Genomic DNA, 19,110 nt, shown 5'->3' on the forward strand with positions numbered 1-19,110 from the left:
CCAGCCTGCACAATGCCTGTCGAGGGACGCGGGAACAAGCGCGCGCGAAAAATTGGGGAGGGCGTGATGGGCATCGATGCGACAGCAATCCGTCCGGTTTCCACCGTCGACCCATTTTCGCACGCGTTCCTCACCGATCCCTATCCGCACCATCAGGCGATGCGCGAGGCCGGTCCCGCAGTGTGGCTCGCGCAATACGGCATCTGGGCGATGGCGCGGCACCAGGAGGTGCGCGATGCCCTGACCGACTGGCAGACCTACTGCTCCGGCGCCGGGGTGGGTCTGAGCGACTTCCGGAAAGAGCCGCCCTGGCGGCCGCCCAGCATCATTCTGGAAGCCGATCCGCCGCTGCATACGCGCACTCGGGCGGTGTTGACCCGCATCCTCTCGCCCGCAGCGATCAACGTGCTGCGCGAAACCTTCACGCGGGAGGCGGAGGCGCTGGCCGGGCGGCTGGTGGCGCGGGGGTCCTTCGATGGCGTGGCGGATCTTGCGGAAGCCTATCCTTTGAAGGTTTTTCCGGATGCGGTCGGCATTTCCGAGGAGGGGCGGGAAAACCTGCTTCCCTACGGCAACATGGTGTTCAACTCGTTCGGTCCCCGCAATGATCTGTTCGAAAAGGCGATGGCGAATGCGGCAGCGGTGCGCGACTGGATCATGTCGAAATGCAGCCGCGCGGCACTGGCGCCCGAGGGCCTCGGCATGCAGATCTTTGCCGCGGTCGATGCCGGCGAGCTCTCGGAAGTCGAGGCCGGCATGCTGGTGCGCTCGTTCCTCTCGGCGGGGATCGACACCACGGTCTATGGCCTCGGCAACGCGCTCTATTGCTTCGCACAATATCCGGAGCAGTGGACGATCCTGCGCGAGAATCCGAACCTGATGCGGCTTGCCTTCGAGGAGGTGCTGCGGTTCGAGGCGCCGGTGCAGACCTTCTTCCGCACCACGACCCGGGCCGTCGATGTCGGCGGCGTCAAGCTCGCCGATGGCGAGAAGGTGCTTTTGTTCCTCGCCGCCGCCAACCGCGACCCGCGGCGCTGGGAGCGGCCGGACAGTTTTGACATCCGCCGCCGCGCCACGGGCCACATGACCTTCGGCACCGGCATCCATGGCTGCGTCGGCCAGGCGATCGCCCGACTGGAGACCGAGGCGGTGTTTTCCGCCCTTGTCAAGCGCGTCAAGGCGTTCGAGCTCGTGGACGAGCCGGTCCGGCGGCTGAACAATACGCTGCGCGGCTTTGACAGCCTGCCGCTTCGTGTCGTACCAGCCTGAGCCATGAGCCAAGGACCCGTTCTGATCGTCGGCGCCGGACACGCCGGTTTCCAGGTCGCCGCCTCGCTGCGCCAGCACGGCTTTGCCGATGCTATCCGTCTGATCAATGACGAAGCGCATCTGCCCTATCAGCGACCGCCATTGTCGAAGGCGTATCTGAAGGGCACCGGCGGGCCGGACAGCCTGATGTTCCGGCCGCAGAAGTTTTTCGACGATCAGAAGGTCGAGCTGTTGGCCGATCACGCGGTCGCCATCGACCGCGCCGCGCGCAAGCTGAAGCTCGCCTCGGGCCAATCGCTCGACTACGGCCATTTGGTGCTGGCGACCGGCGCGCGCAACCGCCTGATCGACATCCCCAACGCCAACCTGCCCAATGTGCGCTACCTGCGTATCCTCGACGACAGCGAGGATCTGCGTGCCCGGATCGCCGCGAGCAGGCATGTCGTGGTCATCGGCGCCGGATTCATTGGCCTCGAATTCGCCGCCACTGCGCGCATCAAGGGGCTGGAGGTCGACGTCATCGAGCTCGCAAGCCGGGTGATGGCGCGCGCCGTGACGGCCGAAGTGTCCGACTATTTCCAGAAGCGTCATACGCAAGCCGGCATCCGCATCCGTCTCGGCGTGCAGGTCACCAGCATCGAGGCCGACGGTAGCAAGGTGACCGGTGTCTCCCTGAGCGACGGCCACCACATCCCGGCGGATCTCGTCGTGGTCGGCGTCGGCGTGCTGCCCAATGTCGAGCTCGCGGCCGAAGCCGGCCTGCCGGTTGCGTCGGGCATCATCGTCAATGAGCATCTCTTGACCGCCGATCCCCATATCTCCGCGATCGGAGATTGCGCGCTGTTCGCAAGCCCGCGCTTCGGCGGCTCGCTGCGGCTGGAATCGGTGCAGAACGCGACCGACCAGGCGCGCTGTGTCGCGGCGCGATTGACCGGCGACGACAAGGCCTATGACGGCCTGCCGTGGTTCTGGAGCGACCAGGCCGACGACAAGCTGCAGATCGCCGGGCTGACCACCGGCTACGACCAGGTGGTGATGCGCGGCGACCCCGCAAAGAAGGCGTTTTCGGCGTTCTGCTACAAGGCCGGAAAGCTGGTCGGGATCGAATCCATCAACCGCGCCGGCGATCACATGTTCGGCCGCCGGCTGCTCGCCGCGAACGGCTCCATTTCGCCGCAGCAGGCGGCCGATCTCAGTTTCGATCTGAAGAAGGCGCTGGGTTGACTTTTCCCTCTCCCCTTGTGGGAGAGGGTGCCTGAGATGCGAAGCATCGAAGGCGGGTGAGGGGTCCTTAGCATGCTGACCCCTCACCCGGCTCGAATTCGCTTTGCTCATTCTCGCCACGCTAAGAGCGAGCTTCGCTCGTCTCGGCTCCCACAAGGGGAGAGGGAAACGTCCCCCTGCGTCAGACTGTCTTAAGAACTGCTCCGACCTCTACAGCCGTCGGCATCGACGGTGCCGCGCCCATCCGCTGCACGCAGATCGAGGCAGCGAGGTTGGCATAATCAAGCGCATCGCGAATGGCCGCGCCCTCGGCGAGGCGCGCAGCCAGGGCGCCGACGAAGCAGTCGCCCGCGCCGGTGGTGTCGACCGCTGTAACGGCGTGGCCGGGAATGACCAGCGGCGTGTCGTCGGCCAGCGCCAGCGCACCACGCCGGCCCAGCGTCACGCAGATGATTTGAGTTTTGTTGACGCGGAGGCGACGCGCGGCGTCGATGAATGTTGCGTCTTCATCGCTGTCGCGCAGTTCGGTCCCGGCCAGCACGCCAAGCTCGGTCTCGTTGAGCACGAGGATATCGACGAGGCCGAGCAGCGCGTGATCGAACGCGACGGCCGGCGCCGGGTTGAGGATCGTGGTGGCGCCCGTCGCGCGCGCCCGCGTGAAGAAGGCGGCAATCGTCGCAAGCGGAATTTCGAGCTGGCTGACCGCGACGTCGCCGCGTGCCAGCGGCGCCGATGAGACATCGTCGACTGTCAGGTGCGCATTGGCGCCGCCGATGACGACGATGGTGTTGTCGGCACTGGCGACCGTGATGAGGGCAGTTCCGGTGTGGGCCGCCGCGGTCTGCTGCACGAAGCTGACATCCACGCCTTGCGCCGCCAGAAAGGTTCGCAGCTGCGCACCGAACGCATCGACGCCGATCCGGCCGATCAGCATGGTCGGCGCGCCCAGCTTGCTAGCTGCGACCGCCTGGTTCGCGCCCTTGCCGCCGGGAAAATACAGCACCTCGTGGCCAGCGACGGTTTCGCCGACGCGCGGATGCCGCTCGGCGGTTGCCACAACATCCATGTTGATGCTGCCGGCGACGACGACGCGACCCATTTCTCCCCCGTCAGCCAGGCTCAGACCCTGGCCTCGAACTCCTGCCTGACCTTCTCGAGGTCGGCCAGCGTCGGCAGCCCGGCCTCGTTACCGAGGCGCTGCACCTTGTAGGCGGAAGCCGCGCGCGCGAACGCAAAATGCTCGCGCCAGCTCTGGTCGGGATGGGCGAGGTAGGAATAGACATAGGCGCCGTGGAAGACGTCACCGGCGCCGTTGGTGTCGATCACGCGTTCGCGCGGGACCGGCAGCGCCGGCTGGGTGTGGACATGGCCGGTCTCGTCGTACCAGAGCAGGCCGCGCTCGCCGAGCGTGATGCCGCCGATCCGGCAGCCGCGGCTCTTGAGATAATCCAGCATCTTCTCCGGCGTCAGGTCCATCTGTTCGCACAGCCGTTCGGCGACGATGGCGACATCGATGAATTCCAGCAGCTCGTGGGTGTTGGTGCGCAGGCCACCGCCGTCGAGCGAGGTCAGGATACCTTCCTCGCGGCACAGCCTGGCATAGTGGATCGCGGCGTCGGGCTGGTGGCCGTCGATATGCAGCGCGCGGCAGTTGCCGAGATTGAGCAGCGGAAAGGGGTGGATGTGGGCGTCGTCGCGGCAGCGGACGATGGCGCGCTTGCCGTCCTTGGGCATGATGAAGGACAGCGACGACGAATTGACCTTGCGCGGATGCACGGAGATTCCGTACTTCGCGCTCATGTCCTGAAACATCCGGCCCAGCCAGTCATTGGCGACGGTCGCGATCAGGTCCGGCACGATCCCGAGCTTGGCGCAGCAGAAGGCCGCGGTCACCGCATTGCCGCCGAACGAGATGGCATAGGCGTCGGCGACATGCTTCTCATCGCCGGTCGGAAAATGGTCGGTGATGAAGGTGACGTCGATATAGGTCTGTCCGATGAAGAGAGCCTGCATTCGTCTTCCATGGGCTGATGGATGGTCCCCGCCCGGCATTACAATCTTAGCATCTCGCGGCGGCGATGTTCGCTGAAAATTTTCGCAAACCGCTCGTGTTAGTCGCTAAGATGGGTGCGGGTAGCATGCGGCCGTTGCACGACCGCGCCAACGTCCGCTCACAACGGCCGGCTGCCGTCCTGGTTCCGGACGGCAAACACAAAAGGGGAGAAGGCAATGACGGTCTATTCCGGTCCCGTGTTCGAGATGGCGGCAAACCAGTTCAACGTGATCGCCAACTATCTCGAAATTCCGATGGACGAGCGCGACCGTCTGCTGATGCCCAAGCGTGCCGTCACGGTGTCATGCCCGATCCACCGTGACGACGGCACCACCGCGGTGTTCGAGGGTTACCGCGTGCAGCACCATCTGACGCTCGGCCCGACCAAGGGCGGCACGCGCTTTGCGCCCACCGTCGACATCGGCGAGGTGGCGGCGCTGGCGATCTGGATGAGCTGGAAATGCGCGCTGGCGGGCCTGCCCTATGGCGGCGCCAAGGGCGGCGTCAATGTCGATCTCTCCAAGATCTCCAGGCGCGAGCTCGAGGCATTGTCGCGGCGCTACATGCAGGAGATGATTCCCTTCGTCGGCCCGCACACCGACGTGATGGCGCCCGACATGGGCACCAACGAGCAGGTGATGGCGTGGTTCATGGATACCTATTCCATGTACCAGGGCCAGACCGTCACCGAGATCGTCACCGGCAAGCCGGTATCGTCGGGCGGCACGCTCGGCCGGCGCGAGGCGACGGGCCGCGGCGTCGCCCACCTGGCGAAACGTGTGATGAAGGAGCTTTCGATCAACCTCTCCGGCTCCACGGCCGTCGTCCAGGGCTTCGGCAATGTCGGCTCCTACGCCGCGCTCGATCTGCATCATTTCGGGCTGAAGGTGATCGCGGTCAGCGATCACACCGGCGCGCTGTTTGACGAAAGAGGGCTCGATATCCCGGCGCTGATGCGCCATGCGGCCACCCATGGCAGCATCGCCGGCTTCTCCAACCAGTTGCAGTTCGACCCGGCGCAGATCCTGACGCTGCCCTGCGAGGTGCTGGTGCCGGCGGCGCTGGAGCGCGTCATCGACGCCGGGGTCGCCGAGAAGCTGCGATGCCGGGTGCTCGCGGAAGGCGCCAACGGGCCGACCACGCCGGATGCAGACCTCGTGCTGGAGAAGCGGCAGGACGAGGTCTTTCTCATTCCGGACATCCTCTGCAATTCGGGCGGCGTCGTCGTCAGCTATTTCGAATGGGTGCAGGATCTGCAGCAATTGTTCTGGGAAGAAGAGGAAGTGACGCGGCGCGAATACCAGATACTGGACCGCGCTTTCGACCAGATGCTGGTCCGCGCCAGGGCCGACAAGGTGCCGCATCGCACCGCCGCCATGGCGATCGGGGTGGAGAAGGTGCGCGCCGCCAAGAACACCCGCGGGCTGTTTCCGTGATCTCTGGCCTCGACCACGTCGTCGCGCTGGTCGGCGACATCGAGCAGGCGCAATCGGCCTATCGGACTCTGCTGGGATGCGCGCCGTCGTGGCAAAGCGCCGGCGACGGGTCGCAAACGGTGCTGTTCACGCTCGACAACGTCTCGATCGAGCTGATGGCGCCTGAGGGCTCCTCTGACGGCGCCGGGCATATCCGAAGCGTGCTTGCGGCGCAGGGCGAGGGGCTCGCGAGCCTCTGCTTTGCGACCTCAGACATCGCAAAAATGCATCGCAGGCTGGAGCGCGTGGCGCTGCAGCCCGAGCCGGTCGCTACCGTCGAGGGGCGCGATGCGCGGTCGGGCGCGACGCTCTCCTGGAAGCGCACCCGCACCACCACCGAGCTGTCGCGCGGCGTTCGGATGTTCTTCCTTGAACTCTCGGGCGAGCGCCCGCGCTCGGCTGCGACCTCGGCCTCGCCGGTGCTCGGGCTCGACCATGTCGTGGTGTCCACAGGCGATCCCGAACGCGCCGCCGCGCTCTATGGCGCGCGGCTCGGCCTCGACATGGCACTGGACCGCTCGCATCCGGATTGGGGCCGGCTGATGTTCTTCCGCTGCGGCGACCTCATCGTCGAGGTCGTGCACCGCAAGGATGCCGACGCCGATCCGGCGCACGATCAATTGTGGGGATTGAGCTGGCGCGTCGCCGATATCGACGCAGCGCGGACGCGGCTCGTGGACGCAGGGCTTGATGTTTCGGAAGTGCGGATCGGCCGCAAGCCCGGCACCCGCGTCATGAGCGTCCGCAGCGGCACCTGCGGCATCCAGACGCTCATGATCGAGCGCACGCCGCGGGCGGAAAGCGCTTAAGCGTCGACGCCAACCGCATCGGCGACGTTCCCGAATCCATCGCGCGCCAGAAGCGCGGAAAGGCCCGTCGTGATCGTGCGCACGACGCCGGGGCCCTCATAGATCAGGGCCGTCAGCAGTTGCACGAGCGAGGCACCGAGCCGGATTTTCGCATAGGCGTCCTCGGCGGTCGCAATGCCACCGGCGCCGATCAGGACATGGCGCTTGCGATCCATGCGGCGGAAAGCCTCGCGGATGCAGAAGTCGGCCAGCGCCGCCGCCGCTGGACCCGACACCGCGCCGGGCATGGCGCGCAGCACGGAGCCCGGCGTACGCATGTGCTCCGGTTTGACCGGCGGCAGGTTGAACATGAAGCCGGAGACGAAGGATCTGATGTCGGCGGCCGCAAGCACGCGTTCGATCGCCGCGATGCCGCCGAGCGGCGAGACCTTCAGGAACACCGGGAGCGAGAGCTGCAATTCGGAAAGCGCGGCAAGGCAGGCGTCGAGATGGGCGGCATCCGCGAAGAAGTCGCGGCCATCAGCCGTGTTCGGGCACGACAGGTTCAGCATCAGATAGTCGGCGCGGGGCGCCAACACCTTGGTCGCCGCGACGTACTCGCCGATGATCTGGTCGGCCGCGAGCGGTGGCGCGCCGGGGCCGCGATTGGTGACCACGAGGTTGATGCCGAGCGGCACCGGCAGCCGCACCTGCGCCAGCCGCCCGGCGATGATGGTCGCGCCGTCATTGGGCAGGCCGTAATGCACGACGATGCCCTTGTCCTCGGGTATCCGCCACAGTCGCGGCTTCGGATTGCCTTGCGACGGGTCGATCGAGACCGAACCGATCTCGATCGAGCCGAAGCCGAGCCCGGCCAGGGCCGTAATCGCCGCGCCGCTCTTGTCGAAGCCGGCGGCCAGCCCAATCGGCGTCGGGAAGCGCAACCCCGCGACCGTGGTGGCGAGCCGTACGTCGTCGGCAGCGGTGACGGCGCGCATCGCGCCCGCGGCCCAGCCGAACGAGGCACCGCTCGCGATCGCGAGATGATGGGCGGTCTCCGGATCGAGCCGGAACAGCAGGGGCCGAAGCAGCGTCGCGTAGATGCTCATGTCCTTGATCCATGCATCGCGGGCCGGGAGACGCTACTGCCGTTCTCAAACGCGCGGGCGCATGCTATCCATGCCGGCGACATCATCGAGCACGTAATTTGGCCAAGGCAAAGCGAATCCTGAAGTGGCAGCGCGACCCCGAGGGGATGCGGATCCGCATTCTCGAGGCCGCGAAGCAGGAATTTGCCGCCCACGGCCTCGCCGGCGCGCGGGTCGACCGCATTGCGGCAAAGGCCGGCGCCAACAAGCGCATGCTGTATTACCATGTCGGCAACAAGGAAGACCTCTACCTCACGGTGCTCGAAGCCGCCTACGAGAAGATCCGGGTCGAGGAGCGCGGGCTCGATCTGGAACATCTCGAGCCGCCCGAGGCGATCGCGCGGCTGATCGATTTCACCTGGAACTATTTCATCCGCAATCCGGAATTCCTCGCGCTGCTGCAGACCGAGAATCTCGCCTGCGCGCGTCATTTGAAGCGCTCGGCCAAGGTCAAGATGATGCATTCGCCTTTTGTCGAGATGATCCGCACCGTGGTGCGGCGCGGCGTCGAGAGCGGAGACTTCCAGGTCGCGGTCGACCCCGTTCAGCTTTACATCTCGATCGCGGCGCTCGGCTTCTTCTATCTCTCCAACAGCGCGACGCTGAGCGTGATCTTCGGCCGCGACCTGTTATCTCCCGCGGCACGCGATGAACGGCTCCGGCACATGACCGCGCTGGTGCTGGCTGCCCTGACGGGCCAGTCGACGTCGCTGTTCGAAAGGAACAAGCGGCCGCGGCCGCGCGTTCCCGCGCCGCAGACCGCTTGAATCGGGAATCGCCAGGCGCCAGCCGAACGACGTATCGCAAGGCCGGACTGCAAGGCTGCACTGCAGCCGGCGGTTCACGCTGGACAGTATTTATCCAGCAGGTTAATTTCTCTGACGAACCAATTGAGCAGGGAGAGCCGGACGTGATCGGGCCGCAGGGCGATTTTCACGCGAGGCGCGCGTGACCAGGGGACAATCGATACCGCTTCGTTTCGCGCTGCGCGATATCCAGTTTTTTGAGCGCCCAGTGCCGTTCGTCCGGCCGTTCCGCTTCGGCGCGGTGACGGTCACGGGCGCGGTACAGGTGTTCGTGCGCGCCGAGATCGAGCTCGAAGGCGGCAAGCGGTCGGTCGGCGGCACGGCCGAGCTGCTGGCGCCGAAATGGTTCGACAAGCGGCCGCAATTGTCGCCGGACGAGACCGTCGACGAATTGCGCCGCGCGCTCCTGATCGCGCGTGGGCTCTATCTCGGCCACGGCGGTCTCGAGACCGCTTTCGGCCTGCACGCGGCCAGCATCAACGCCCAGCTCGAGGCCTGCGCGAAGGAGGGCATTCCGCCGCTCGCCGCGGCTTACGGTCCTGCGGAAATCGACAAGGCGATCCTGGATGCGGTGCTGCGCGGCGCGGGCATCAACTTCTTCGACGGCATGGCGCAGAACATCGCCGGCATCGACGCGCGGCTGTCGCGCGATCTCGCCGACGACGACATCGCGCGCTTCCTTGCGGGCCGGAAGCGGCTGGAGCGCATCGCACTGCGGCACACGGTCGGCCTCGACGACCGGGTCGAGGGCGAGGGTGGTGTTGCCGACGCGAAGGAGAATGCGGGCGCGCGCTATTTCAAGCTTAAGCTCGGCGGCGACCCGCAAGCCGATGCCACCAGGCTGACCCGCATCGGCAAGGAGCTGAAATCGCTGCCTTACGATTATCAGGTCACGCTCGACGCCAACGAGCAATATGCCGATCTTGCAGCACTCGGCGCGCTGATGGATCGCCTAGAACGCGACGCCGAGCTGCGCCCGATCGCGTCGAAACTGCTCTATCTCGAGCAGCCAATGCCGCGCGACGTCACGCGGGCCTCGCCGCTCGGGGCGCTCTCGCGCCACGGCTTCATCATCGACGAGGCCGATGACTCCTATGATGCCTTCGTCGCGGCTCGCGGCCTCGGCTATCGCGGCATCTCCTCGAAATCCTGCAAGGGCTTTTACAAGTCGATCGTCAATGCGACGCGAGCCGCCAAATGGAGCGCGCAAGGCGAGGCCTGCTTCATCAGCGGCGAGGACCTGACCTGTCAGGCCGGCCTCTCCGTGCAGCAGGATCTCGCGCTCTGCGCGCTGATCGGCGCGACCCACAGCGAGCGAAACGGCCATCATTATGTCGACGGCTTTGCCGATACGCCGGCAAGCGAGGCCAACGCGTTCCTCGCCGCGCATGGCGATCTCTACACCGGTGGCGACAAGGTCCGGCTCGCCATTCATGATGGCGAGCTTTTGACAGGTTCACTGACCGCGACAGGCTTTGCCTCCGCGGTCCACCCGGATTGGTCGGCGATATCGCCGCTGAAACAGCCAAAAGAAAGAACAAGGGAGCAAGCGAGATGACCACCCAACGCCTCGGCGTGATCATGTACGGCGTCACCGGCCGCATGGGTCTGAACCAGCATCTGATCCGCTCGATCCTCGCGATCCGCGAGCAGGGTGGCGTGCTTCTGTCGAACGGCGACCGCGTGATGCCCGATCCGATCCTGGTCGGCCGCGACGCCGCGAAGGTCGAGGCGCTCGCCAGGCGCTACAACCTGACGCGCTGGAGCACCGACCTCGACAAGGCGCTGGCCGACAGGAACGACACCGTGTTCTTCGATGCCGCGACCACGCAGGCGCGGCCCTCGCTGCTGACGAAGGCGATCAACGCCGGCAAGCACGTCTATTGCGAGAAGCCGATCGCGACCAATTTCGAGGAAGCGCTCGCAGTGGTGAAGCTTGCGAATTCAAAAGGCATCAAGCACGGCACGGTGCAGGACAAGCTGTTCCTGCCGGGGCTGAAGAAGCTCGCGTTCCTGCGTGATTCCGGCTTCTTCGGCCGCATGCTCTCGGTGCGCGGCGAGTTCGGTTACTGGGTGTTCGAAGGCGGCTGGCAGGAGGCGCAGCGGCCGTCCTGGAACTACCGCACCGAGGATGGCGGCGGCATCATCCTGGACATGGTCTGCCACTGGCGCTACGTGCTCGACAACCTGTTCGGCGAGGTCGAGAGCGTGGTCTGCATCGGCAACACCGACATTCCCGAGCGCGTCGACGAGAACGGCAAGCCCTACAAGGCGACCGCCGACGACTCCGCCTATGCCACCTTCCGCCTCAAGGGCGGCGTGATCGCCCATATCAACATGAGCTGGGTGACGCGGGTCTATCGCGACGATCTCGTCACGTTCCAGGTCGACGGCACCCACGGCTCGGCGGTCGCGGGCCTGACCGACTGCATGATCCAGGCGCGCCAGGCGACGCCGCGGCCGGTGTGGAATCCGGACGAGAAGCGGCTGCACGATTTCTACGGCGACTGGCAGAAGCTGCCCGACAATGTCGTGTACGACAACGGCTTCAAGGAGCAGTGGGAGATGTACATCCGCCACGTCTGCGAGAACGCGCCCTACAAGCACACGCTGCTGGAAGGCGCCAAGGGCGTGCAGCTCGCCGAATGCGCACTCAAGAGCTGGCGCGAGCGGCGCTGGATCGACGTCGAACCGATCAAGGTGTGAGGCAACAAGGACACCAAGCCATGAACAAGCCCGTCCAGCCGATGTCGTCGCTGTCCCTGAAGCTGCCAAAGGCCGATCGCGGCATCGAGACCTATCGCCTCGCGGCAGGCAGGACGTTTCCGGCGAAGCTTGCGGGCACGCTCAATCGCGTGGCGTTCTCGGCGGCGCATGTGGTGGCCGATCCTTTAGGTGACGTCGATCCGTGGCTCACCACCGCGGTCGACTGGGACAGGACCATCGCCTTCCGCGAACATGTCTGGGATCTAGGCCTCGGCGTTGCGGAGGCGATGGATACCGCGCAGCGCGGCATGGGGCTGGACTGGCCGACCTCGCTCGAGCTGATCCAGCGTTCGGTGAAGGCGGCGAAGGCGAGGGGGAACGCGCTGGTGTTCTCCGGCGCCGGCACCGACCATCTGCCAGTCGAGAATGCGAAGACGATCGACGACGTGATCCGCGCCTATGAGGAACAGATCACGGCGATCGAAAAGGCCGGCGGCCGCATCATCCTGATGGCCTCGCGCGCGCTCGCCAGGATCGGCCGCAACGCCGACGACTATGCGAGAGTGTATGACCGCGTGCTGTCGCAGGTCACGGAGCCCGTGATCATCCATTGGCTAGGGGACATGTTCGATCCGGCGCTCGCCAACTATTGGGGCTCGCCGAGGCTCGATGCAGCGATGGAGACCGCGCTTGCGATCATCAACCGCAATGCCGGGAAGGTCGACGGCGTCAAGATCTCGCTGCTCGACAAGGGCCGCGAGATCGACATGCGCCGGAGGCTTGACCGGAGCGTCAAGATGTATACCGGCGACGATTTCAATTATGCCGAACTGATTGCGGGCGACTCGCAAGGTTATTCGCATGCGTTGCTCGGCATTTTCGACGCGATCGCGCCGGCCGCCTCCTACGCGCTGTCGCGGCTCGCCGCCGGCGACGAGAAGGGCTTTCATGATGTCCTGGGGCCGACGGTGCCGCTGTCGCGCCACATCTTCCAGGCGCCGACCCGTTTCTACAAGACCGGCGTCGTGTTCATGGCCTACCTCAACGGCCATCAGGATCATTTCACCATGGTCGGCGGGCAGGAGAGTGCGCGCTCGACGCTGCATCTCGCCGAGTTGTTCCGGCTTGCGGACCGGGCCGGGCTGCTCGCCAATCCGGAGCTGGCGACGCAGCGCATGAAGGCAGTGCTGGCGCTGCGCGGCATCTAGTACCGCCGATTTGAAGTCGCTCACGGGCTTCCACGAATCGGCGATGCGGACTTCAAATCGAAAGCGGTACTAGAATTTTTAGATTTGCTAGTACCCTTTGCTTTTCCGAAGTTCGAAAGAAGGGATTGCCGCGATGAGTTACGAACTTCGGAAAAGAGGGTACTAGGCCCGATGCGGGATTTTTCCGCCGACCACCGCTGGCTGTCGCTCAACACCGCGACGGTGCGCAAGCAGGGCGACCTGACCGCTATCATCGACGCCTGCGCGCGGCATGGCATCCGCGCCATCGATCCCTGGCGCGACCAGGTCGCGTCCGTCGGGCTCGATCGCGCGGTGCGTGCGGTGCGCGATGCCGGACTTGAATTGTCGGGCTATTGCCGCGGCGGCATGTTCACTTCCGATGCGGCGCGTCGCACCGAGGTGCGCGACGACAACCGCCGCTGCGTCGACGAAGCCAAGGCGCTCGGCGCGTCCTGCATCGTGCTCGTGGTCGGCGGCCTGCCGCAATATTCGCGGCCGGGAAGCGCACCGTCAAAGGATCTGGTCGCCGCCCGCGGCCAGGTTCACGACGCGCTCGCCGAGATGCTGGAATACGCGAGAGAGGCAAAGCTGCCGCTCGCGATCGAACCGCTGCATCCAGCCTACGCCGCCGACCGCGCCTGCGTGAATACCACGAAGCAGGCGCTCGACCTCTGCGATGCGCTCGACCGCGAGCGCACCGGCGCGCTTGGCGTCGCGCTCGACGTCTATCACATCTGGTGGGACCCGGAATTGATGGCGCAGGTCGCGCGTGCCGGCCGCGACCGCCTGCTCGCGTTCCACGTCTGCGACTGGCTGGTGCCCACGAAAGACATCCTCAATGACCGCGGCATGATGGGCGACGGCGTCATCGACATCAAATCGGTCCGCGCGGCGGTCGAGGCGCAGGGCTTTGCCGGCTATTCCGAAATCGAAATCTTTTCCAACGACTGGTGGTCGCGCCCGATGGAAGAGGTTTTGAAGACCTGCATCGAGCGGCATCGCACGGTGGTGTGAGCGTTAGCCGCGCCTCATTCGTTGTCCCGATGCGCGAGCTCCAGCGTGACGAGCCGAGCCAATAGCGTCGCCGGATAGAGCTGGCCGAAGATCGCTTCGAGATTGCACAGGCTGCGCGCCAGCGGATGGACCGGCGCGAGGTCGCCATAGCCTGTTGTCGTCAGCGTCGCGAAGCTGAAATAGATCAACTGGCTTGCCAGCTTCGCGCTGTCTTCGACCGACATGCCGGCGAACGCCTTCGGTGCCAGCGTGCCGATGAAGGTGAACAGCGCCGCGAAGATCACGGCAACGGTCAGGTAGAGCAGAACGGCGCCGATCACGCGGTGATAGGTGATGCGTCCCGGCGCGAAGGTCGCCTGCGCGACCGTCCAGGCGAGCGTTACGCCGACGATCAGCCATGCCCCGGCAAAGAGATTGAGGTCAAGGATCGAGGGCGATTTCAGCCGCAGGACGGCGCCGGTTACGATCATGGCGAGCGCGCCGAGCATGGCGACGACGGCCACGCGACTGCCCGACATCACGAACACGCCGCCGACCAGGAACAGCGCGAGCAGCAGCTCGAAGATCTGAAAGGCAAAAATCCCCAGCGCCTGTAGCGGCGCCACGACGAACATCATGACGATGAGAAGTGCGGTCAACACGGTCAGCAGGGAATCGCCCCAGCGCTCACGCGTCTTGCCGATGTCCATTGCATCCCCCTGCGATCACGCCTGCCGTGGCTAGCCGATCGAACATGGCACGCGCAAAAAGCCGCGGAAGCGCACGCGGCCGCCGCGGACCGGCTGGCCTGCCAGCGCGTAGTTCGGAAAGCGTTTGAGGAAGCGCGCGATCGCGATCGCGCCTTCGAGCCGTGCCAGCGCCATCCCGGCGCACTGATGCGGGCCGGTCGCAAAGGCGAGATGGCGGTTGGGGTTGCGGCCGACGTCGAACCGCTCCGGATCGGGGAACTGCGCGGGGTCGCGGTTGGCCGCACCGATGCACAGCGTCACCGAGGTGCCTTCGTCCAGCGTGACGTCGCCAAGCGTGATCCGCTCCGTGGTCATGCGGTTGCCGAGCTGGTTGGAGCTTTCATAGCGCAGCACTTCCTCGACCGCGGTCTTGATCAGGTCGGGGTTTTCGATCAGCCGCCGCCTCTCCGCGGGGTGCTCGAACAGCGCCACGAGGCCGTTGCCGATCAGGTTGGTGGTGGTTTCGTGGCCGGCGTTGAGCAGGAAGATGCAGTTGTGCAGGAGCTCTTTCTCGTTCAGCCGCTCGCCGTTTTCCTCGCCCTGGATCAGCCGCGTCAGCACGTCGCGTTCGGGATTGCCGGGTCGTGCGCGCCGCCGTTCGACCAGGCTTTCGAGATAGGCGAGGAAATCCTTCACCGCGCTGTTGCCGCGCGCAAAGGCCTCTTCGCCGATCACGGGCTCGAGCGCACCGAGAATCGCGAGCGACCAGTCGCGCAACGGCTCGCGCTCGTCGTGCGGCACGCCGAGCAGGTTGCCGATCACCTCGATGGGTATGGCGGCGGCGTAGTCCTCGATCACGTCGACGCGGCCCTTTGCAGCGATGGCGTCGAGCAGTCGGTCGACGAGGGCGACGAGGTCGCCTTCCATGCTGGCGATCGCGCGTGGCGACAGCGCGCCCATGATCAGCCGTCGCACCCTGGTGTGCGCCGGCGGATCATTGAAGACGAGGCTCGTGGTGTGATGCTCGTAGAGCAGGGAGTTGCCGTATTTCGGCAGAAACTCGCGCTTCTTGTCGGACGAGAATGCTTTTGTGTTCTTGTAGGCCGTGACGAGATCGTCGTAGCGGGTCAGGAACCAGGTGCCGTTCGGCAGCTGCTTGACGGGCTCGCTCTCCCGCAAGGCCCTATAGGTCGGGTAGGGGTTGGCATAGAATTCCGGCGTCAGCCTTTCGAGGTCGAAACTCGCCGCCAGCGCTCGCGCGTTTCCATCCATGCCCGTCATTCTCAAGCGTTGGTTCGCTCAATTAGTCTCACTTGCAACTATCGTAGACCCCGGTTGGGGCCCACGCAACTAAAATCGGATCGATTTTTGACAGGCGGGCAGGGTCGACGGGTGTCGCAGAGCCGTATGCGCAGTTTGCGCTTTGATGGGACACATCGCTCCGTTTACAGTCCCCTTCACCTTGCCACCTCACGGAACGTCCGATGCACGCGCGGGCCGAAACCTCATCCGAACAAGCCGCCTCCTGGCCGCAGGACATCTTTGCCACGCTGGAGCGCTTCGACGTCCGCCAGGTGCCTTACGTGCCGGATGCCGGGCATTCGGAGCTGATCCAGCGCGTGCTCGCCTCGCCCACGATGCGCGGCATTCCGCTGACCACGGAAGAGGAGGGCGTGGCGCTGCTTGCCGGGGCCTGGGCCGGCGGCCAGCGCGGCGTGCTGCTGATGCAGTCGAGCGGGGTGGGCAACTGCATCAACATGCTGTCGCTGACCCAGATATTCCGCTTTCCGTTCCTGACCCTGGTGACGATGCGCGGTGAGTGGGGCGAGTTCAATCCCTGGCAGGTGCCGATGGGCTCGACCACGCAAGACGTTCTCGAGCTCGCCGGCGTCAAGGTACTGCGCGCCTCGCATCAACAGGAGGTCAAGGACGTCATGGAGGCCGCCGCGAGCCAGGCCTACAACGCCGCCACGGCAACAGCGGTGCTGCTGTCGCAACGGCTGATCGGGACGAAGGTGTTCGTGAAATGAGCAAGGCCAACCTGCTCGACCGCCGCGCGGTCGTCTCCACGCTGCTGGCGAACCGGCAGGGAGCCATCGCCGTCGGCGGGCTCGGCGCCTCGACCTATGACATCGCGGCCGCCGGCGACCATGCGCGCAATTTCTATCTCTGGGGCGCCATGGGCGGCGCGCTCATGATCGGCCTCGGGCTGGCGCTGGCGCAGCCGCAATTGCCGGTGCTCGTCATCACCGGCGATGGCGAGATGCTGATGGGGATGGGGAGCCTTGCCACCGTCGGCCTGCAGAAGCCGGGCAATCTCTCGATCGTCGTGCTGGACAACGAGGCCTATGGCGAGACCGGCGGCCAGGTCAGTCACACAGCCGCAGCGGCCGACCTCGTCGGCGTCGCCAAGGCCTGTGGCATTGCCAGGGCGAGCGCGATCACGACCCTGGCCGAGGTCGAAGCCTTCGCCGCCTCCCTGCAGGACGTCACGGCCGGCCCGCGCTTTGCCAATGTGAAGATCGACGCCGCCAACCTGGAACGGGTGCTTTCCAACCGCGACGGCACCTTCATCATCAACCGGCTGCGCGGATCGCTGGGATACTCTCCGATCTAGCGCGGTGTCATGCGCCCCTGCGGGGACCCTTCCAGGGGTGATTCCCTGCGTCGTGCCCCTTCCACCTCCGAACCCAAACGCCACACCGCCCAAATTTCGGGCAGTTTCAGGTTGCAACGCAACAAAATTTCTTGACTTTTACGTGGGTGAGTAGTTACTCACACACCTTATGTCTACCCTGCGCATGACCAGTGACCTGAGGCGGCAGCTCATCCTGGGCGCAGCCAGACGTTGCTTTGCCCGCAACGGCTTTGCCGGCACCACGACCAAGAGCGTGGCGGCGGCCGCAGCCATTTCCGAAGGGCTGCTGTTCAAGCACTTCCCCTCCAAGGCTGCCCTCTACGCCGAGATTCTGGCGGACGAATGCGAAGCCGATCCTGCGCTTGCGCATCTGTTGGGGCAGGAGCCCTCGACCGCGACGCTGGTCGAGCTGATCAAGGGCATGGTCCGGCACTTTACAGAAATTTCCGACGGCCCGGACGAGCAGGACGCGCAACGGCTGCGGCTAATGGTCACGAGCCACCTCGACGATGGCGAGTTCGCCCGGCTGCTCTACGCCAAGATCGGCGCCCTGATTGGCCCGACATTTTCGGCCTCGCTGGATCGGGCCGTGGCGGCGGGCGACGCGCGGCGGATCGGGACCGACCCGCTCAACCTGTTCTGGTTCGCCCACCACACCGTGCTGACGGCGGCGCTGACCCGGCTGCCGCCGATGCCTTGCCTCGACTACGGCAGCTCCACCGATCTCGAGCGGCAGCTTTGCGAGTTCCTGCTGCGCGGGATCGGACTTAACGAAGCCGCAATTGCTTCTCATTTGGACCGCGACTTGTCGCCGGAAGCGAGCCGGCCGGCAACCGCAGAAAGTGCATAGCCATGAATATCGCGACCGAACCCAAGCTTGCGGGCAAACCGATCAGCGACAAGCCGCGCACGCGCCCGGTGCGGACGGTGCGCTGGTTCATCATCGTGGGGCTGGCGCTGTTCGTGCTGGCCGGAGGGCTGGTCGGCTTCAACGCCTTCCGCAGCCACATGATCGCGCAGTTCTTCGCCAACAATAAGCCGCCGCCGGCAAGCGTGAGCGTGGTCGAGGCGAAGTCCGAGGTGATTCCGAACCTCCTGACCGCGGTCGGCGAGCTCGTCGCGGTGCACCAGGTCAACGTCACCTCCGACGTCTCCGGCCGCATCACCGACATCATGTTCAGCCCCGGCGCGCATGTCACGGCGGGTACGCCGCTGGTGCAGTTGTTCGACGGTCCCGATCAGGGCGACCTCGCCAACTACAAGGCGCAGGCGACCGTCGCGCAGCTCCAGCTCGACCGCGCCAAGCAATTGGCCGCCCGCCAGTTCGGGCCGCAGGCGACCGTCGACCAGGCGCAGGCGGCGTTCGACCAGGCCAGTGCGGGCATCGCCAAGACCGAGGCGATCATCTCGCAGAAGCTGGTGCGCGCGCCGTTCGACGGCGAACTCGGCGTTCGCAAGGTCGAGGTCGGCCAGTTCCTCACTGCGGGCACGCAGATCGTCTCGCTGACCGATCTGTCGATGCTCTATGCCAACCTGACCGCGACGGAAAAGCAGAGTGCGCAGCTCAGCGTCGGCCAGACCGTGCGCATCGCGGTCGACGCCTATCCGGGCCGCACCTTCGAGGGCAAGATCACGACGATCGAGCCGCAGATCGCGAGCGATACCCGTAACATCCGCATTCAGGCGACGGTCAACAATCCCGATCACATCCTCAAGCCCGGCATGTTCGCGACCACGACGATCGTGCTGCCGGAGAGGCCGGCGGTCGTCACCGTTCCGGAAACGGCGGTCGACTACACGCTGTACGGGGATTCGGTGTTCCTGATCACGGAGAAGAAGGGCGCCGACGGCAAGACCGGCCTGACCGCGGAGCGGACCTTCGTGAAGACCGGAAACCGGATCGAGGGCCGCGCCGAGATCCTCAAGGGCCTGCAGCCCGGCGACCGCGTTGTCGCTGTCGGGCAGATCAAGCTGCAATCGGGAATGCCGGTCGCGATCTCCACCGATCCGGCGCCGCCGGTTCCTGCGGAGCCGCCGCGCTACTGAGCGCAATTATCCCGGAGGGCCATTGGCCCTCCGCAACGCTTTGCCG

The 19,110-nt window shown here is 65.6% G+C and carries 18 protein-coding genes; 13 read left to right on the forward strand and 5 right to left on the reverse strand.

Features of this window, described 5'->3' with window-relative positions:
- The first annotated feature begins 66 nt into the window (after nt 1–66).
- Together QOU61_RS12565 and QOU61_RS12570 are read left to right on the forward strand one after the other, a co-directional pair.
- Nucleotides 67–1,269, forward strand: coding sequence for a cytochrome P450 (locus QOU61_RS12565; protein ID WP_289658784.1), 1,203 nt, complete (start codon nt 67–69; stop codon nt 1,267–1,269).
- A 3-nt stretch (nt 1,270–1,272) separates the two neighbouring features.
- Nucleotides 1,273–2,493: an NAD(P)/FAD-dependent oxidoreductase gene (locus tag QOU61_RS12570; protein ID WP_289658786.1), complete on the forward strand. Its 1,221-nt coding sequence runs from the start codon at nt 1,273–1,275 to the stop codon at nt 2,491–2,493.
- 181 nt (nt 2,494–2,674) lie between these two features.
- Here QOU61_RS12570 and rbsK read toward each other — a convergent pair whose 3' ends face one another.
- Both rbsK and QOU61_RS12580 read right to left on the reverse strand, forming a co-directional pair.
- On the reverse strand, nt 2,675–3,592 hold the full coding sequence (rbsK, locus tag QOU61_RS12575) for a ribokinase (RefSeq protein ID WP_289658788.1): 918 nt from the start codon (nt 3,590–3,592) through the stop codon (nt 2,675–2,677).
- Nucleotides 3,593–3,612: 20 nt separating this feature from the next.
- Nucleotides 3,613–4,506 (reverse strand): sugar kinase, encoded by an 894-nt coding sequence (locus QOU61_RS12580; protein ID WP_289658790.1) that lies wholly within the window; start codon nt 4,504–4,506, stop codon nt 3,613–3,615.
- Nucleotides 4,507–4,722: 216 nt separating this feature from the next.
- Here QOU61_RS12580 and QOU61_RS12585 point away from each other — a divergent pair, with 216 nt between their 5' ends.
- Both QOU61_RS12585 and QOU61_RS12590 read left to right on the forward strand, forming a co-directional pair.
- A complete protein-coding gene (locus QOU61_RS12585) occupies nt 4,723–5,982 on the forward strand; it encodes a Glu/Leu/Phe/Val family dehydrogenase (RefSeq protein WP_289658792.1) in 1,260 nt (419 codons plus the stop codon).
- Complete coding sequence (locus tag QOU61_RS12590; protein ID WP_289658794.1) at nt 5,979–6,830, forward strand: VOC family protein; 852 nt, start codon at nt 5,979–5,981, stop codon at nt 6,828–6,830. The genes QOU61_RS12585 and QOU61_RS12590 overlap by 4 nt, the downstream gene beginning before the upstream one ends.
- Here QOU61_RS12590 and QOU61_RS12595 read toward each other — a convergent pair.
- Nucleotides 6,827–7,918: a quinone-dependent dihydroorotate dehydrogenase gene (locus tag QOU61_RS12595; protein ID WP_289658796.1), complete on the reverse strand. Its 1,092-nt coding sequence runs from the start codon at nt 7,916–7,918 to the stop codon at nt 6,827–6,829. The genes QOU61_RS12590 and QOU61_RS12595 overlap by 4 nt on opposite strands.
- A 98-nt stretch (nt 7,919–8,016) precedes the next feature.
- Between QOU61_RS12595 and QOU61_RS12600 the strand changes: the two genes are divergently transcribed.
- From QOU61_RS12600 to QOU61_RS12620, 5 genes are all read left to right on the forward strand, one after another.
- Nucleotides 8,017–8,724 (forward strand): TetR/AcrR family transcriptional regulator, encoded by a 708-nt coding sequence (locus QOU61_RS12600; protein WP_289658798.1) that lies wholly within the window; start codon nt 8,017–8,019, stop codon nt 8,722–8,724.
- A gap of 181 nt (nt 8,725–8,905) precedes the next feature.
- Nucleotides 8,906–10,321 carry an enolase-like domain-containing protein gene (locus tag QOU61_RS12605; protein ID WP_289658800.1) on the forward strand — a complete coding sequence of 472 codons (1,416 nt, stop codon included), beginning with the start codon at nt 8,906–8,908 and terminating at the stop codon, nt 10,319–10,321.
- On the forward strand, nt 10,318–11,469 hold the full coding sequence (locus QOU61_RS12610; protein ID WP_289658802.1) for a Gfo/Idh/MocA family protein: 1,152 nt from the start codon (nt 10,318–10,320) through the stop codon (nt 11,467–11,469). Before QOU61_RS12605 ends, QOU61_RS12610 begins: the two co-directional genes overlap by 4 nt.
- A gap of 20 nt (nt 11,470–11,489) precedes the next feature.
- On the forward strand, nt 11,490–12,677 hold the full coding sequence (locus QOU61_RS12615) for a dihydrodipicolinate synthase family protein (protein ID WP_289658804.1): 1,188 nt from the start codon (nt 11,490–11,492) through the stop codon (nt 12,675–12,677).
- Between the two features lie 171 nt (nt 12,678–12,848).
- Nucleotides 12,849–13,712 carry a sugar phosphate isomerase/epimerase family protein gene (locus QOU61_RS12620; protein ID WP_289658806.1) on the forward strand — a complete coding sequence of 288 codons (864 nt, stop codon included), beginning with the start codon at nt 12,849–12,851 and terminating at the stop codon, nt 13,710–13,712.
- A 14-nt stretch (nt 13,713–13,726) separates the two neighbouring features.
- Here QOU61_RS12620 and QOU61_RS12625 read toward each other — a convergent pair whose 3' ends face one another.
- Together QOU61_RS12625 and QOU61_RS12630 are read right to left on the reverse strand one after the other, a co-directional pair.
- A complete protein-coding gene (locus QOU61_RS12625) occupies nt 13,727–14,401 on the reverse strand; it encodes a potassium channel family protein (protein ID WP_289658808.1) in 675 nt (224 codons plus the stop codon).
- A 30-nt stretch (nt 14,402–14,431) separates the two neighbouring features.
- Nucleotides 14,432–15,652, reverse strand: a complete 1,221-nt coding sequence (locus QOU61_RS12630; RefSeq protein WP_289658810.1) for a cytochrome P450 — start codon at nt 15,650–15,652, stop codon at nt 14,432–14,434.
- A 212-nt stretch (nt 15,653–15,864) separates the two neighbouring features.
- On the opposite strand from QOU61_RS12630, the gene QOU61_RS12635 reads away from it, so the two are divergent.
- The 4 genes from QOU61_RS12635 (at nt 15,865) to QOU61_RS12650 (ending at nt 19,064) form a co-directional block, all read left to right on the forward strand.
- On the forward strand, nt 15,865–16,410 hold the full coding sequence (locus QOU61_RS12635; RefSeq protein ID WP_289658812.1) for a phosphonopyruvate decarboxylase: 546 nt from the start codon (nt 15,865–15,867) through the stop codon (nt 16,408–16,410).
- Nucleotides 16,407–16,997: a thiamine pyrophosphate-dependent enzyme gene (locus QOU61_RS12640; protein ID WP_289658814.1), complete on the forward strand. Its 591-nt coding sequence runs from the start codon at nt 16,407–16,409 to the stop codon at nt 16,995–16,997. The genes QOU61_RS12635 and QOU61_RS12640 overlap by 4 nt, the downstream gene beginning before the upstream one ends.
- Nucleotides 16,998–17,166: 169 nt before the next feature.
- Nucleotides 17,167–17,868 carry a TetR/AcrR family transcriptional regulator gene (locus tag QOU61_RS12645; RefSeq protein WP_289658815.1) on the forward strand — a complete coding sequence of 234 codons (702 nt, stop codon included), beginning with the start codon at nt 17,167–17,169 and terminating at the stop codon, nt 17,866–17,868.
- 2 nt (nt 17,869–17,870) lie between these two features.
- Entirely contained in the window at nt 17,871–19,064 is a 1,194-nt protein-coding gene (locus QOU61_RS12650; RefSeq protein ID WP_289658816.1) for an efflux RND transporter periplasmic adaptor subunit, read from the forward strand.
- The last annotated feature ends 46 nt before the right edge of the window (nt 19,065–19,110 follow it).

Source organism: Bradyrhizobium sp. NP1 (genome assembly GCF_030378205.1).
Lineage (GTDB): Bacteria > Pseudomonadota > Alphaproteobacteria > Rhizobiales > Xanthobacteraceae > Bradyrhizobium.

Bases quoted from the DNA above. Each gene is read 5' to 3' on its own strand.
- QOU61_RS12565 (WP_289658784.1), top strand. From the start codon at position 67: ATGGGCATCGATGCGACAGCAATCCGTCCGGTTTCCACCGTCGACCCA.
- QOU61_RS12570 (WP_289658786.1), top strand. From the start codon at position 1,273: ATGAGCCAAGGACCCGTTCTGATCGTCGGCGCCGGACACGCCGGTTTC.
- rbsK (WP_289658788.1), bottom strand. From the start codon at position 3,592: ATGGGTCGCGTCGTCGTCGCCGGCAGCATCAACATGGATGTTGTGGCA.
- QOU61_RS12580 (WP_289658790.1), bottom strand. From the start codon at position 4,506: ATGCAGGCTCTCTTCATCGGACAGACCTATATCGACGTCACCTTCATC.
- QOU61_RS12585 (WP_289658792.1), top strand. From the start codon at position 4,723: ATGACGGTCTATTCCGGTCCCGTGTTCGAGATGGCGGCAAACCAGTTC.
- QOU61_RS12595 (WP_289658796.1), bottom strand. From the start codon at position 7,918: ATGAGCATCTACGCGACGCTGCTTCGGCCCCTGCTGTTCCGGCTCGAT.
- QOU61_RS12610 (WP_289658802.1), top strand. From the start codon at position 10,318: ATGACCACCCAACGCCTCGGCGTGATCATGTACGGCGTCACCGGCCGC.
- QOU61_RS12615 (WP_289658804.1), top strand. From the start codon at position 11,490: ATGAACAAGCCCGTCCAGCCGATGTCGTCGCTGTCCCTGAAGCTGCCA.
- QOU61_RS12620 (WP_289658806.1), top strand. From the start codon at position 12,849: ATGCGGGATTTTTCCGCCGACCACCGCTGGCTGTCGCTCAACACCGCG.
- QOU61_RS12625 (WP_289658808.1), bottom strand. From the start codon at position 14,401: ATGGACATCGGCAAGACGCGTGAGCGCTGGGGCGATTCCCTGCTGACC.
- QOU61_RS12630 (WP_289658810.1), bottom strand. From the start codon at position 15,652: ATGGATGGAAACGCGCGAGCGCTGGCGGCGAGTTTCGACCTCGAAAGG.
- QOU61_RS12635 (WP_289658812.1), top strand. From the start codon at position 15,865: ATGCACGCGCGGGCCGAAACCTCATCCGAACAAGCCGCCTCCTGGCCG.
- QOU61_RS12640 (WP_289658814.1), top strand. From the start codon at position 16,407: ATGAGCAAGGCCAACCTGCTCGACCGCCGCGCGGTCGTCTCCACGCTG.
- QOU61_RS12645 (WP_289658815.1), top strand. From the start codon at position 17,167: ATGTCTACCCTGCGCATGACCAGTGACCTGAGGCGGCAGCTCATCCTG.
- QOU61_RS12650 (WP_289658816.1), top strand. From the start codon at position 17,871: ATGAATATCGCGACCGAACCCAAGCTTGCGGGCAAACCGATCAGCGAC.